The 14,134-nt window shown below is 37.2% G+C and carries 16 protein-coding genes; 1 reads left to right on the forward strand and 15 read right to left on the reverse strand.

What is annotated here, in order from left to right; genetic code table 11:
• Positions 1-88: 88 nt before the first annotated feature.
• From B5D25_RS08810 to gdhA, 3 genes are all read right to left on the reverse strand, one after another.
• A complete protein-coding gene (locus B5D25_RS08810) occupies positions 89-478 on the reverse strand; it encodes a cupin (RefSeq protein ID WP_078787597.1) in 390 nt (129 codons plus the stop codon).
• Positions 479-528: 50 nt separating this feature from the next.
• Entirely contained in the window at positions 529-1,224 is a 696-nt protein-coding gene (locus B5D25_RS08815; protein ID WP_078787598.1) for an AraC family transcriptional regulator, read from the reverse strand.
• Positions 1,225-1,514: 290 nt separating this feature from the next.
• Positions 1,515-2,861: an NADP-specific glutamate dehydrogenase gene (gene gdhA / locus B5D25_RS08820; RefSeq protein ID WP_078787599.1), complete on the reverse strand. Its 1,347-nt coding sequence runs from the start codon at positions 2,859-2,861 to the stop codon at positions 1,515-1,517.
• 298 nt (positions 2,862-3,159) lie between these two features.
• On the opposite strand from gdhA, the gene B5D25_RS08825 reads away from it, so the two are divergent.
• Positions 3,160-4,779 (forward strand): CDP-glycerol glycerophosphotransferase family protein, encoded by a 1,620-nt coding sequence (locus tag B5D25_RS08825; protein WP_078787600.1) that lies wholly within the window; start codon positions 3,160-3,162, stop codon positions 4,777-4,779.
• A gap of 19 nt (positions 4,780-4,798) precedes the next feature.
• Here the strand turns inward: B5D25_RS08825 and glpK are convergent, their stop codons facing one another.
• The 12 genes from glpK to B5D25_RS12885 form a co-directional block, all read right to left on the reverse strand.
• Complete coding sequence (glpK, locus tag B5D25_RS08830; protein WP_078787601.1) at positions 4,799-6,289, reverse strand: glycerol kinase GlpK; 1,491 nt, start codon at positions 6,287-6,289, stop codon at positions 4,799-4,801.
• A 195-nt stretch (positions 6,290-6,484) separates the two neighbouring features.
• Complete coding sequence (locus tag B5D25_RS08835; RefSeq protein ID WP_078787602.1) at positions 6,485-7,549, reverse strand: iron-containing alcohol dehydrogenase family protein; 1,065 nt, start codon at positions 7,547-7,549, stop codon at positions 6,485-6,487.
• A 227-nt stretch (positions 7,550-7,776) separates the two neighbouring features.
• Positions 7,777-8,532 (reverse strand): exodeoxyribonuclease III, encoded by a 756-nt coding sequence (locus B5D25_RS08840; RefSeq protein ID WP_078787603.1) that lies wholly within the window; start codon positions 8,530-8,532, stop codon positions 7,777-7,779.
• Positions 8,533-8,534: 2 nt separating this feature from the next.
• The gene (locus tag B5D25_RS08845; protein ID WP_078787604.1) at positions 8,535-9,554 is read right to left on the reverse strand and encodes an L-lactate dehydrogenase; all 1,020 of its coding nucleotides are present in this window, start codon (positions 9,552-9,554) and stop codon (positions 8,535-8,537) included.
• A gap of 88 nt (positions 9,555-9,642) precedes the next feature.
• A complete protein-coding gene (locus B5D25_RS08850; protein ID WP_143000659.1) occupies positions 9,643-10,338 on the reverse strand; it encodes a hypothetical protein in 696 nt (231 codons plus the stop codon).
• Positions 10,339-10,342: 4 nt separating this feature from the next.
• Positions 10,343-11,062, reverse strand: a complete 720-nt coding sequence (locus B5D25_RS08855; RefSeq protein ID WP_078787606.1) for a hypothetical protein — start codon at positions 11,060-11,062, stop codon at positions 10,343-10,345.
• A gap of 78 nt (positions 11,063-11,140) precedes the next feature.
• Entirely contained in the window at positions 11,141-11,524 is a 384-nt protein-coding gene (yajC, locus tag B5D25_RS08860) for a preprotein translocase subunit YajC (RefSeq protein WP_090168609.1), read from the reverse strand.
• A 198-nt stretch (positions 11,525-11,722) separates the two neighbouring features.
• On the reverse strand, positions 11,723-12,856 hold the full coding sequence (locus tag B5D25_RS08865; protein WP_078787607.1) for a tyrosine-type recombinase/integrase: 1,134 nt from the start codon (positions 12,854-12,856) through the stop codon (positions 11,723-11,725).
• Positions 12,857-12,918: 62 nt separating this feature from the next.
• Positions 12,919-13,101, reverse strand: a complete 183-nt coding sequence (locus B5D25_RS12740) for a helix-turn-helix domain-containing protein (RefSeq protein WP_143000660.1) — start codon at positions 13,099-13,101, stop codon at positions 12,919-12,921.
• Positions 13,082-13,516, reverse strand: a complete 435-nt coding sequence (dut, locus tag B5D25_RS08875) for a dUTP diphosphatase (protein ID WP_078787608.1) — start codon at positions 13,514-13,516, stop codon at positions 13,082-13,084. The genes B5D25_RS12740 and dut overlap by 20 nt, the downstream gene beginning before the upstream one ends.
• Complete coding sequence (locus B5D25_RS08880) at positions 13,513-13,713, reverse strand: hypothetical protein (RefSeq protein WP_078787609.1); 201 nt, start codon at positions 13,711-13,713, stop codon at positions 13,513-13,515. Before B5D25_RS08880 ends, dut begins: the two co-directional genes overlap by 4 nt.
• Complete coding sequence (locus B5D25_RS12885; protein ID WP_159444131.1) at positions 13,713-13,880, reverse strand: hypothetical protein; 168 nt, start codon at positions 13,878-13,880, stop codon at positions 13,713-13,715. Before B5D25_RS12885 ends, B5D25_RS08880 begins: the two co-directional genes overlap by 1 nt.
• Between the last annotated feature and the right edge of the window lie 254 nt (positions 13,881-14,134).

Raw genomic sequence — 14,134 nt, forward strand, 5'->3', positions numbered from 1 at the left:
ATACAAAACTGAATCCAAATATAATCCACTATAAAAGAGAGCAGGCATAAACCTGCTCTCCGTTAATCAACCATTTTAAATTAATAACCTAACAAAGCGCCGGCATAAACTTGGCAAACAGATAGAGTCCTTCATCTCCTGCATGCACTTCATGATGAACTTTAGCAAGCATAACGGATATTACTCCCGGCTCATATTGAATCTTTACTCCGTCATTCAGAGCGTATCCGCTTCCCGCAATAACCTCATGAGTTTCGAGCTGAGGATCGTGTATATGATCCAATATGCTCTTCCCCGGAGCTATTCTTACAAGATGATAACTATATGCACCACCGGTTTCCGCGGATGTTAAAATATGCTTTAACTCTACTCCCTCAAATGTAGGATGCTTAGACCATGGGATATTGCCAAAATCCACGGTCCTCCCTGGAACTAAAAATCTTCCCTGATTAAATGCTTCAAATAATCTGTTTTCCATAATGATCACCTCTCTTTTTTTGATGAAATGATCATAATATAATTATCATGTTATGACTTGGATAAAATTGCGGAGTTTATATACTGTTCCGGTGATATACCCACCTGCTTCTTGAACACCCTGTCCAAATGACTCTGATCACAGAAGCCGACCATATGCGCCACATCTATAACTTTATATCCTTCTCGTAAAAGTTCCTGAGCTTTCCGAACCCGACATTGCATCTGGAACTTATGCGGAGTTAGCCCATTTTCCGAAGCAAATTTTCTAATCATATGATAAGAAGAAATGTTTACCTTCTTAGCCATTTCCTCAATACTTATCTCCAGCTCCGGATTACCTATTATCTCGTTCTTAATAATATCAAGCTCACCGCTTATATCTCCATCCACCGGCAGGCATGTTGTAATCATTGAATAATACTCAGTTACAGGATTTATGGAATGGACAATGTCAGGTGCCACAGTAAAGTATTCCCCTTCATGACATTCAAAATCCTCCGATCCGATACCAATTGATACTACACCTTCTGTAATTATCCCGAAGACATAATGATCTATATGAGTATGACGCGGATAAGATATTTTCACATGCTCCATACTCACTATTTCAATACCTGTTGACTTGTCTTCTATAAATTCGAGTTTATCCATAGCTCTTAAATATCCGATATTCCCTAATCTTTCTTCAATGAAACACACAATCCAAATGCTTCTTCTGCCAAAACAACTGTCGCATCCTTCCATAATACAATATCTTCCGACATATAAAACTAATCCATAACTTTTTTACATACAAATATATTTCCAACTCATTGTGATTTCTCCCTATCATAGTTATTTTATAAATCGGAAAAATGTTTATTTATTTCTTTACTATACCATAATTCTTTTTCCTTTACAGTTATATATTCATTTTATAGTCAAAGGTTTAGGGATTCGTCCCCAAGTATCTTACAAAAAAGAAAAGTCCCATAAACACTGGGTTTACAGGACTTTATATCTTATCTATAATTCAATCACTATATGGTTTGTAATTAGCAAACTCCCTGAGCGATCATTGCTTCAACTACCTTCTTGAATCCGGCGATGTTAGCACCTGCAACATAGTTGCCTTCCATACCGTATTCCTTAGCAGCATCATCGATATTGTGATAGATACCAACCATGATATTCTTAAGCTTAGCATCAACCTCTTCGAAGCTCCATGAAAGTCTCTCTGAGTTCTGGCTCATCTCAAGTGCTGATGTAGCAACACCACCTGCGTTAGCAGCCTTACCACCAACGAAAGGTACGTTGTTTGCCTGGAAGTACTCTGTAGCTTCGATTGTTGTAGGCATGTTAGCACCTTCTGCAACATACTGAACACCATTAGCTACAAGTGCCTTAGCATCATCAAGATCAAGTTCGTTCTGTGTAGCACATGGAAGAGCGATATCTACCTTGTACTGCCATACGCCATGCTCACCATTCTTCTTCTCATGATACTCAGCTGATGGACGAGCTGCAGCATACTCTGTAAGACGAGCTCTCTTAACTTCCTTAACTTCCTTAAGAAGATCTACATCGATTCCTTCTGGATCATAAATCCATCCTGTTGAATCTGAAACTGTAACAACCTTAGCGCCAAGCTGCTGAGCCTTCTGTGTAGCGTAGATAGCAACGTTTCCTGAACCTGAAACTGCAACTGTCTTACCTTCCATCTTATCGCCATGGCACTTAACCATTTCCTCTGTGAGGTAAAGAAGACCATAACCTGTAGCTTCTGTACGAGCAAGTGATCCACCATATGTAAGACCCTTACCTGTAAGAACTCCTTCGTAAAGTCCCTTAATTCTCTTATACTGACCAAACATGAAACCGATTTCACGAGCACCTGTTCCGATATCACCTGCAGGAACGTCTTCATCAGCTCCGATATATTTTGAAAGCTCTGTCATGAAGCTCTGGCAGAATTTCATAATTTCATTGTCTGACTTACCCTTAGGATCAAAGTCAGAACCACCTTTACCACCACCGATTGGAAGTGTTGTAAGTGAGTTCTTGAAAATCTGCTCGAAACCAAGGAACTTAATGATACCAAGGTTTACTGATGGATGAAGTCTGAGTCCTCCCTTGTAAGGTCCGATTGCGTTATTGAACTGTACACGGAAACCTCTGTTTACCTGAACGTTACCGTTATCATCTACCCAAGGAACTCTGAACATGATCTGACGATCTGGCTCTGTAATTCTCTCAAGAATTGCGAGCTTACGATATTTCTCCTCATCCTGCTCGATTACAGGTCTAAGTGAATTAAGAACCTCTGTTACTGCCTGGATAAACTCAGGCTGGCTAGCATCTCTCTTCTGGACAAGTTCCAGAACTTCATCAACATATGACATAACTATACTCTCCTTTAAATCGTTATTTGTTTACAGTGGATACACCTTCTGTTTAACATCTGAAACGAATTATATAACATGAAAGTAAAGTTGTAAATAATTTTTTTAAGTTTTTTTATTATTTTTTTGATTTTATTTTGTATAATACAAAATTAAGTATATTTTTTTTGGTAAACATAATTTATATGGACTAAAATGACACAATTGAAGATATTTGATAAGAATGGTATATTATATTAAGTATAAATATTGATTTTTGACGGAATTCCGTTATGTTTTTATAGGAAAAGGCAAAAGCATGGAATATTATGTTAACAAAATTGCATGGGACAGAATCTGGATATTATTTAATGTAGACTTTATTTCGGAAAGTGAAGATGATATCTACCTTGTTAATTCCGATAATACAGCTCATTACTTATTAAAGAAAGGTTCCAAACCATCTGAGTACAAACTTAATATTACAAATCCCGGTAATTGCGCCATGCTTCCTCCGGGAATTTATACTCTTAAATCTTCATGCGACCTTGATGGTTCGGATTCAAAGAAGCAAATACTGTCTCCTCTTCTTCCGTCGAAGGATTTGGACATTTCCAATCTCAATCGTCAGTTTATTTATTTTCATAAAGAACGTTCATACCGAGTTCAGTTCTCTGTTAAAAACGGGTTAAAGATCAAAATATCCGATATAAGATTGAAAAGCAGCAGTTTCTCCGACAGAATACGTTCATTTATCAGAGACTCCAAGAATAAATCGCTCAAATCCATACTTCGAGCAATTTATAATTTTGAATATATTAAATATCATAAGAAGAACAATAAATCGGGACACTCTCCAAATATACTTCTTATGTCTGATCAAAGCGAACAAATGGGGTCAAATATGTCAGCCCTTAAGGACAGGCTTATCAGCCGGGGATATAAACCCTATGAAGCTCTTCGTGCAATCACCACAAAACATTACAGCTTTATGCACTGGATAAAAACTCTTAAATCCATTGCCCGAGCTGATTATATTTTTCTCGATGATCATAGCCAGACTACCGATTGGCTGAAAATTAAAGGAGCTGTCATCACACAGCTATGGCATGCTGGCGCAGGTTTCAAGGCAACCGGTTATGCAAGATTCGGTATGCCGGCCAGCCCGGCACCTTATTCGGGGCACCGCCAATATACTTACGGAATTGCAGGCTCATTGAAAATCCGCCATTTCTTCTCTGAAGTATGGGGTATAAATGATGAAATGGTTCTCCCTACAGGAATGCCGAGAATAGACGTATTCCTTAATGAAGATCACATCAGTAAGACCAAAACACTTTTATATAAGAAGCTTGCAGATTCAACAGGACTCGATATTACAACTCTTCATGATAAGAAGATTATGCTTTTTGCTCCGACATATCGCGGCGAAAATAAACGTCATGCCTATTATCCGTATGACAAACTTAATCTCGATGACCTGTACAAACTATGTAAAAATAAAAACTATATAGTCATATTTAAAATGCATCCTTTTGTAGAAACTCCTGTTCCTATACCTGCCGGTTATAAGGATTTTATGATTGATATGACTTCATATGAAAATATAAATGATCTTTTTTATATTACAGATCTTCTCATAACCGACTACTCATCCAATATTTACGAGTTTTCGCTTATGAAAAAACCTATGCTATTCTATAGTTTTGATATTAAAGAGTATTCAAAAGAAAGAGGTTTCCACCGGGACTACCTTTCAAATGTTCCCGGAAAAGTTGTTGAATCATTTTCCGACTTGTTGAAAGCCATATCAGATGAAAACTTTCAATTTGAAAAAGTTAGCGAATATATCGACAATAATTTTGAATATATCGATGCTCATGCGTGTGACAGAATTATCGATATTATCATAGAAAACAAAAAAGACATCATACAATAATGATATGATGTCTTTTTTGTTACTCAACCCAGTCAAGGCTTCTGCTTACAGCTTTATGCCATCCTGAAAGTTTTATCTCTCTATCAACTTCACTGATATCAGCTTTAAATATTCTATCGATACTTATAACATTTTTCAGATCATCCACTGATTCCCAGTATCCAACGGCAAGCCCTGCAAGAAATGCTGCTCCTATGGCTGTACTTTCAAGACAGCTGGATCTTATAACCGTCGCATTTATAACATCTGCCTGTGTCTGCATAAGGAAATTATTGGCTGAGGCGCCGCCGTCAACTTTAAGTTCTTTGATATTTACACCCGAATCTTTTTCCATCGCCGAGAGCACATCGCTTGTTGAAAATGCAATAGATTCCAGTGTAGCTCTGATAATATGATATTTATTTACTCCTCTTGTTATTCCGACAATTGTTCCTCTCGCATACTGATTCCAATATGGTGCTCCAAGTCCTGTGAAAGCCGGAACTACGTAACATCCATTGGAATCACTTACCTTTCTAGCCATGAACTCCGAATCCTCAGCGCTCTCTATAAGCTTCATTTCATCACGAAGCCACTGTATTGAAGCTCCTGCGATAAATACAGAACCTTCAAGAGCATAACTGACTTTTCCATCGATACCCCATGCTATGGTTGTTACAAGTCCATTTTCCGAAAATACAGGTTTATCGCCTGTGTTCATAAGTAAGAAACAACCTGTTCCGTATGTATTTTTAGCACTTCCTTTATCCCAGCACTGCTGTCCGAAAAGTGCTGCCTGCTGATCTCCTGCAATTCCGGCAATCGGTATCTCCGCTCCAAGAAGTGTACCGCTTGAACTACCGTATATTTCACTTGAGTTTCTTACTTCAGGAAGCATGCATGCGGGAATACCTAATTCATCAAGGATATCCTGATCCCAGCATAACTTCTGAATGTTATACATCATAGTACGAGACGCATTTGAATAATCAGTCACATGGACTCTTCCCTGAGTCAGCTTCCATATAAGCCATGTATCAATTGTTCCGAAAAGCAATTCACCTCTTTGGGCTCTATCTTTTGCACCCTCTACATTTTCAAGGATCCATCTAAGCTTTGTTGCAGAAAAATAAGCATCAATTACAAGTCCCGTCTTATCACGGATGATCTTTTCGAGCCCCTTTTTCTTAAGTGTGTCGCAGTATTCCGATGTTCTTCTGCACTGCCAAACTATGGCATTATATATCGGTTCGCCCGTAGTTTTATCCCAAACAACAGTTGTTTCTCTCTGATTGGTAATTCCTATACCTGCTATATCCGAAGCACTTATACTTGCTTTTGCAATGGCTTCCACCGCTACTCCGAGCATCGATGACCATATTTCATTCGCACTATGCTCAACCCATCCCGGCTTTGGAAATATCTGCTCAAATTCTTTTTGTGCCACGGAAACTATCTGTCCTTCTTTATCAAAAATGATGCATCTGTTACTTGTAGTTCCTGCGTCAAGCGCCATTATGTATTTCCCCATAACAACCTCCATCCTTTGCTTTCCCGATTTGTCTTTTACTATATGAAATATAACACTTTTACGTTTATCCCATTACAGAATACATGTTTCATATACATGCTGAAATATCCCCATGTCATATCATATATATTATCAACGTCGTTTCGTACATGCTATCAGCAGCCTGCCATTAATATCCTCAATGTCTCATACAATTTACATTTGGAATATAAGTTCCATCTCATCATAGAGTTTGCCAAGTCTTTCATCAGAAAGATCAGTTTCATTTAGTATTGTATATCTGTCCGCTCTTGTCTCAGCCGCCTGCTGCCATGCTCCGATAAATATCTCTTTGGTTATTTTCCAATCAGATGGTTTTACAGGAATATTATAATCCTTTATGACTTTTGTGATCTTGCCAATATTTCTCTTCTGGAAGATACATGCCCCATAACTTCCCATAGCAACCGCAATTCCATGAGGAACATTTGTTTCCTCGCTGAATCTTTCTTCAAGTGCGTGACAGAAAAGATGTTCTGAACCTGAACTCGGTCTTGACGAACCGGCTATTTCCATAGCAAGTCCTCCCATAACGAGCGCCTGTGTAAGTCTTTTTATGAAATCCTTACTCTTCAGCTCTTTCTGGTCATTGTAACAAATAGAGTTAAATGCCATCTTCGATATCATATATGCAAAATCATCTACATATTCCTTACCTTTTGTATAAGCAATCTTCCAGTCATTTAAAGCAGTATATTTACTGATGGTATCGCCTATACCTGCAAGCAACTGTCTGTCAGGTGCACTGATAATGACATTTACATCAACAATTATCGCATCCGGTATCTTGCATTTAAATGTCTTTCTCGCTTTTCCCTCTGTACCGAGAACTGCCACAGGAGATGCCAGGCTGTCGTTGCTTAATGTTGTCGGAAGTGAGATAAGACTTGTTTTACTTACAAATGCCGCAAATTTGGCGAGGTCAAGAACCGTTCCTCCACCAAACCCGATAACTATCTGAATGTCATTCATAGTAATATACTTTGCCAGTGCAACCGCTGCATCATATGTCGCTGATTGTATAAGATATGTCTCTATATTTGTAAAATCAGCCGTGATATCATTTATTATATTTTCAAAAATCCCTTTGAGATTCTCTTCCGTCACAAGGATAGTTTTCTTGCTATGAATATCAGGAATAACATCATTCATGACATCAGGAATATGTGAAAATATTCCTTCCTCTACAACCAGATGATATGGGAGTGTAAATCTATTCATCAATATATCCTCCAAACATTTATATTTTAAATTATCAACTCTATTTATTTTACTATACCTTCATTTATTTATCTATACGGCAAATATATTCCTACACCTTTTTTTACTCACAATATATAATCTCAAATCACTTTATCCACTATCAAAAAAATGACCCCTTGTGCAGGGAAGCGACTATATAACAAATCGCTGATCCTGCAAAGGGATCAATTTAACTTTTCAAATATTTATAATTCAATATTAAGTTCTACAGGACAATGATCCGAACCGTAAACATTTTGAAGAATCTTCGAATCAACTATCTTATCTTTAACATCAGACGATACAAGGAAATAATCGATACGCCATCCCACATTTCTTTCTCTTGCTTTCATGCGGTATGACCACCATGAATATTCATCCTTTGCATCAGGATATTTATATCTGAAACTATCGATAAATCCTGAATCAAGAAGCTCTGTCATCTTCTGTCTTTCCTCATCTGAAAAGCCCGGATTTTTATGATTTGTATCAGGATTCTTAATATCGATTTCCTGATGAGCAACATTCATATCACCGCAAATGATAACAGGTTTTTCCTTCTTAAGTTCACCTACAAACTTTCTGAAGTCATCTTCCCACTGCATTCTGTACGACAGTCTCTTAAGCTCTGTCTGTGAATTCGGAACATAAACCGTTATAAAATAATATGTTCCCATATCAAGTTTTATAAGTCGTCCTTCGTGGTCATGGATATCAATACCCATTCCCTTTTCTACAGATACAGGCTCCTTCTTGGTAAAGACAGCCGTTCCCGAATAACCCTTTTTATCTGCAGAATACCAATACTGCAAATGATTTGGAGTATCAAGTTTTAACTGTCCCTCCTGCATCTTACTTTCCTGTATGCAAAAGATATCAGCATCGGATTCATTGAAAAAGTCCATAAATCCTTTGCCGGAACAAGCTCTTATACCATTAACATTCCAAGATACAAATTTCATTTTTATTCCTCGTTTCCATCTGCTCCTGATTCAATCTCAGGAAGAGAAAAATCAAGTGCTGAAGCAATTTCTTTAAGCGCTTCTGCTGAAGCCATGAGTTTTGTAATCTCATCCTCATCAAGTGAGATAGGAACTTTCTCCTCAACACCGTCAGATCCAACGATTGTTGGCATTGAAAGGCATATATCTTTAAGTCCGTACTGTCCCTGCATCAAACTTGATACAGAAAGTATTGACTTCTCATCACGTGCGATAGCTTCGCATATTCTTCTTACAGCCATGGCAACACCATAGTATGTAGCCTTCTTACGTTCAATGATCTCATAAGCACTATTCTTAACCATTTCCTGAATATGTCTTTCAGACTCATCATGGTTAAAATGTCCTCTCATCTCACAGAACTTAGAAAGAGGTACACCGGAAACTGCGGCACTGCTCCATGCAGCAAGTTCACTGTCACCATGTTCACCGATGATAAATGCATGAACAGTTCTGCTATCGATATCAAGATGTTCACTAAGCATTGACTTAAGTCTTGCTGTATCAAGAACTGTTCCTGAACCGATTACTCTATTTACAGGGAATCCCGAAAGCTTCTGTGCAACATATGTAAGGATATCAACAGGGTTTGAAACAATGAGAAGAACACCTTCACATTTTCTTCTGCTGATCTCCGGTATGATTGATTTGAAAATACTAACATTTTTCTGAACCAGCTGAAGTCTTGTTTCACCCGGCTTCTGAGCTGCGCCTGCTGTTATGATAATGATAGATGCATCTACAATATCATCATAATCGCCGGCATATATCTTCATAGGTTTAACAAAAGGAATACCATGACTTATATCCATTGCTTCTCCCTCTGCTCTGCTATGATCAACATCTATAAGAACTATTTCAGAAAAGAGTCCGCTTTCCATAAGCGCAAATGCTGTTGATGAACCAACAAATCCACAACCTATTATAGCTACCTTTCTAATATCAACATTTCTATCTGTCAAATTTTTATGTAACTTTTCCATTTTGCCCTCCCGTCTAAATCAATATACTAGTATATCAACACTTGTAACAGCTTATATTTTACTCCAATAAACCGGCCTATATCAACTGTTATTTGAACAAGGCTATAGTATTTTCCATATCTTCTTCCGATTTGGTTCTGAAAGTCAGAATTGCTACATAACGTCCATTTACAAGAGCAAATTGTCTCTCGTAAATAGTTTCTCCATCACGGGTTGCAACAAGATTTATCATTTCTCTTGTTCTTCCGCAAAACTTATCTTCGATGATTTCCGAACTTATATCCGTATAACCCTGCTGTCTCAAAATATCTGCCGATGTATCAACCCCCGACTCAGTGAATTCTTTCTCAGAAACTTCATATCCACCTGTAGACTGAGCTATAACGGTAACTACTGATCTTTCATCCTGTGTAACCGCTTCCATATCAAGAAGATGGCTTGTTTCAAGAACAGCGGCAACATTTTCATCTATTGCAGACCCCGGCTGAAATTCATTTATCTCATCTATCTTTTCATCGGTAAATAATACCCAGTCCTCACCAAACTCGCAGGAAAAACCAAAATAATCATTTATATATCGATTACCGTATGCCCTTCCTCTTTTGTATGGTTTAGACATTGAGATTACCGAACTCCCGGTCTCTGTCGTTAAAGTCATTTGTTCCTCAGAGACTGCGTCATTTTGTGTAGCAGTAACTTCAGTAGTTTCTTTAGTATCCTCTGACTTTCCCTTCTTTCCGCATCCGGACATAATAAGAAGACTTGAGAATAAAACCAAAGACACTTTTTTAATTTTGTAATGGTTTAAACATTGACTCAATATTCTCAATCTTATCGCCCTCATTCAAAGAAAATGAAATGATAACTATCAGATCATTCACCTTTGTCGCATACATTACCTGAGTGACTGTCGAACCTTCTTCCGGAGGAATTATCAACGCATCAAAATCTTTATCTACAAACTTAACTGTTTTGAATTCCGCATTCTCATGACGCTTTGCAGCAACAGAAAGGTAATACTGTGATGTAGTTTCCTTATTGATGTCAGTTGATACATAGTAATAATCAACTATGATATTTGATCCGTTTTTCTTATTGGCTGCAATGGCACATACTGCCATATTTGAATCCTTCTGATCATATGGTGACTTTTTGCCTTCCCAAAGATCCTTTATATCTTTTTCTTCAAGTCCCATGGACTTTGCAACTTCTTCGGCACTTAAGAAATTCCAGTTAACTTCATCTACAACCAACTTAAAACCTGCAAGTTCATTGACGTAAGTATTGCTGCCTTCATAATAACCAACAATATTGTGAGCTGTCTTAACTGTTGCATCTCCACGTGTTGCATCTGAAGTTGTTGCATTATTTCCGTTCCTTTCAGTTGTAACCTGTTCTGTCTTATCATTAACTGTAGGAAGATCATCTACATCATTCTTCTTTCCACATGCAGAAAGAGATACAATAATAAATGAACATGCCAATAATAATGAAAGCTTTTTTCTCATTCTTATACCTCTTAAAATATAAAATCCTATTTAGATAAAAAGCCCGATAGGTTAAACCATATCGGGCACAAATGCATATTATTTATCACTATCTTCATCAGTTACTTCAGCAGTTCCGGCTTTCTCAACCTCTGCGATAGCCCTCTTGTGCATAGGAATTCTACAGTTTTTGTTGTTACCAAACTCCACGATAACTGTTGTTTCATCAACTACATCAAGTATAGTTCCATAAAAACCGCTTGATGTCATGATGCTATCACCCGGCTCGATAGAGTTCATAAGATCTTCTTGCTTTTTTCTCTGCTTCTTCTGAGGTCTGATGAGCATGAAGTATAAGATCAGGCCGAAAAATGCGATGTAAATAAGTAAACCTACTATACCCATTCCTCCGGTCATTGCGCCGTTGCCTGCTCCTGCATCAGCTCCTGCTTCATCTGCTAAAATACCTAAACTGTATAACATTTTCTGACTCCTTCATTATTTATTCTCTTCAAAGCCCTGAAGTCTCATCTTTTTATATTCACTGAATCGATGTTCCTCAATTGCTTCTCTGATTTCCTTCATCATATTATTATAAAAGTGCAAATCACGCAAGAACTTTTCAAAAATTCCCTTTAAAATTGCGGGGTGCGAGACTTTGAAATTTGTTTGACGCCATTTTTACGCCATGTTTTCAAATGTGTCCATAGCTTCATAAATTTGGTCGTCATATACATGACAGTAAAGATCCATGGTTGTTTGTATTTGATTGTGTCCTATAATTTTTTGTAATACTTTTGGCTTGACTCCCGCAGCAATCATTTTTGTTGCGAAAGTATGACGAAAACTATGTGGTGAAAAATTCTTAAAATCCGGATAATCTTGGCGAATTTTATCTCGAATTCTATCTGATAACTTTGAAATTGAAGCTCTATACTGCGGAGTATTATTCCTTGTGGCAAAAACAAATTCGGAATTTTTAGGGAACTTTATTACGTCTTTGTCCTCCCGAAGTTCTCTAAGAATTTCTTTTGTTTCTTTAGTCATTGGTATATCTCTGATTCCCGCCTTGCTTTTAGGCTTGTGAACTTCCAATACCCACTTTTTTGTTTTAGGATCTTTTGTTGTAACAAGCTGCTGAACAACATGGATTACATTTTTTTCATAATCAATATTATCCCAAGTTAATCCGGTGACTTCGCCAATTCTCATGCCCGTCTGAAGTATTAATCTGTAAATATTTTTTATACAACTATTCTCCGAGTATTTCATTATGATTTGTATTTCATCATCGGTTAAGAAAGTTGCTTCAGAATCTTCATCATCTATTCTACGAATGTCTAGATTTAATGCGGGATTTTTCGCCACAACTTCCGAAGCCACTGCGTACTTAAATAGATTGGTTAAAACTGCTCGTATTAGTTCTCTTGTACCTTTCGCATCTGCTTTGTTGATTATTCGTTGAAGATGTATTGGTAATACTTTAATCATTTTCATATTGCCGATTTCCGGAGAAATTTTCAATCTAAATATTCTATCATATGACTCTAATGTTGTATTCCTACACTTATTAACTTTAAATGTATCTCTCCACACCGAATACCATTGATCAACCGTTATTGTTTCATCAGAACTGTTTAAATTTCGAGAGTTTTCATATTCCTTATCACGCAGTAATTTCCGCACATCGTTTAATGTTTCACCATATACACTTTTTCTTTTGCCAAATCTGTCTATGTATCTTCCTTGGTATCTGCCATCTTTGCGCTGAATAATATTTTTTCCTAATTCTTTGCCCTTTAGATTTTTGCCCATATACTCTCCTTTCTATAACATGGTGCAAAATTAAAGGTCGTAATGTCTTAGACATTATAACCTTATTGCAAATTATTATCAATCCACTTATTTAGTTTTTCCAGATCTGCATACCATTTTGCACCAATTTGTATTCCAAAACCGTTGTGACCTCGCACGAGTTCTCGTGCTTTGGTCATTCCGATTCCTAAATAATCACAGAGTTCTTTGAGGGTAAGTAATCTTTTATTTACCGGTGCTTCCAATACCACCTTCACCTCTTTCTGACTCTGATAATTTATCTGTTTCTTCTATATCAAATAAAACATATGGAAGAAGAATCATCTGTGCTAATCTTTCTCCCGGACAGATTTCCTGAGCTTGATTTCCATGGTTATAAAAAGCCAGCATTATCTCGCCCTTATAATCTTCATCTATAATGGCAGCCCCCTGCGGGATATTAAGGTGTCTCTTTATTCCTACACTACTTCTTGGTACTATCATGCCGAAATATCCTTCTGGAAAATCGCAGGCTATTCCACTACCAAACATTTTGGTTTCTCCCGGTATAATTGTTATAGGCTCGTCTATACATGCGTACATATCTATTCCCGCTGCCTTTTCTGATCCTCTAGTTGGTAACTGTGCTTTTTCGTTTACTTTCTTGATTTTTAACTTCATCTAAATAAATCCTCTCCTTTTTCTTTCATGATGCATTTAATTGTAAATTCATATCTATACCACTTCTGCTCGTTTTCGACATCGCTAGTACTCATATGATCTTTCATGTTTAGAAAGAAACGGAATTTTTCCGCACTTTCAAATTCTTTTTTTAATTCATCTAAAGACATAGCCTTTAATTCTTCATCGCTATACATTATGTATTAATTACCTCCTCTTTGAGTAATTTTTTTAAAGAAAGCATTTTCTCAAATAATTCCTTATCACGTTTAAAGTCTTCTGATGTCCACTTTTCTTTCGTGTTCATCATCAATTTCTCGGCATCTATATGTCTAAGTTCTGTCTCTATTTCTTCTTTTGTCACGAAAATCTTGCCTCCTTATGAATTATGACGAGTGTGTAGTTGGTAGGTGTCTTACCCACCTTAATCACACCCATCATTTGCACTCCGGCAAGGCTTTTCACCTACTGCACAATCCATGTGGAGTTACACAACGTTGTTGACGGAGTTCGTCCTCCGAGTGTTCCACGACAAGGACTCCTATTGTCTTAGTTGCTATATCTTTGCATACGGAGCGTATTGTTATTGATTATATTCGATAGTAACATTTTTTTAAT

The sequence above is a fragment of the Eubacterium ruminantium genome, assembly GCF_900167085.1.
In the GTDB taxonomy this organism is placed as follows: domain Bacteria; phylum Bacillota; class Clostridia; order Lachnospirales; family Lachnospiraceae; genus Eubacterium_Q; species Eubacterium_Q ruminantium.

Coding starts and splice junctions, on each gene's coding strand:
- B5D25_RS08810 (WP_078787597.1), bottom strand. CDS start 478: ATGGAAAACAGATTATTTGAAGCATTTAATCAGGGAAGATTTTTAGTT.
- B5D25_RS08815 (WP_078787598.1), bottom strand. CDS start 1,224: ATGGAAGGATGCGACAGTTGTTTTGGCAGAAGAAGCATTTGGATTGTG.
- gdhA (WP_078787599.1), bottom strand. CDS start 2,861: ATGTCATATGTTGATGAAGTTCTGGAACTTGTCCAGAAGAGAGATGCT.
- B5D25_RS08825 (WP_078787600.1), top strand. CDS start 3,160: ATGGAATATTATGTTAACAAAATTGCATGGGACAGAATCTGGATATTA.
- glpK (WP_078787601.1), bottom strand. CDS start 6,289: ATGGGGAAATACATAATGGCGCTTGACGCAGGAACTACAAGTAACAGA.
- B5D25_RS08835 (WP_078787602.1), bottom strand. CDS start 7,549: ATGAATAGATTTACACTCCCATATCATCTGGTTGTAGAGGAAGGAATA.
- B5D25_RS08840 (WP_078787603.1), bottom strand. CDS start 8,532: ATGAAATTTGTATCTTGGAATGTTAATGGTATAAGAGCTTGTTCCGGC.
- B5D25_RS08845 (WP_078787604.1), bottom strand. CDS start 9,554: ATGGAAAAGTTACATAAAAATTTGACAGATAGAAATGTTGATATTAGA.
- B5D25_RS08855 (WP_078787606.1), bottom strand. CDS start 11,062: ATGAGAAAAAAGCTTTCATTATTATTGGCATGTTCATTTATTATTGTA.
- yajC (WP_090168609.1), bottom strand. CDS start 11,524: ATGTTATACAGTTTAGGTATTTTAGCAGATGAAGCAGGAGCTGATGCA.
- B5D25_RS08865 (WP_078787607.1), bottom strand. CDS start 12,856: ATGGGCAAAAATCTAAAGGGCAAAGAATTAGGAAAAAATATTATTCAG.
- dut (WP_078787608.1), bottom strand. CDS start 13,516: ATGAAGTTAAAAATCAAGAAAGTAAACGAAAAAGCACAGTTACCAACT.
- B5D25_RS08880 (WP_078787609.1), bottom strand. CDS start 13,713: ATGTATAGCGATGAAGAATTAAAGGCTATGTCTTTAGATGAATTAAAA.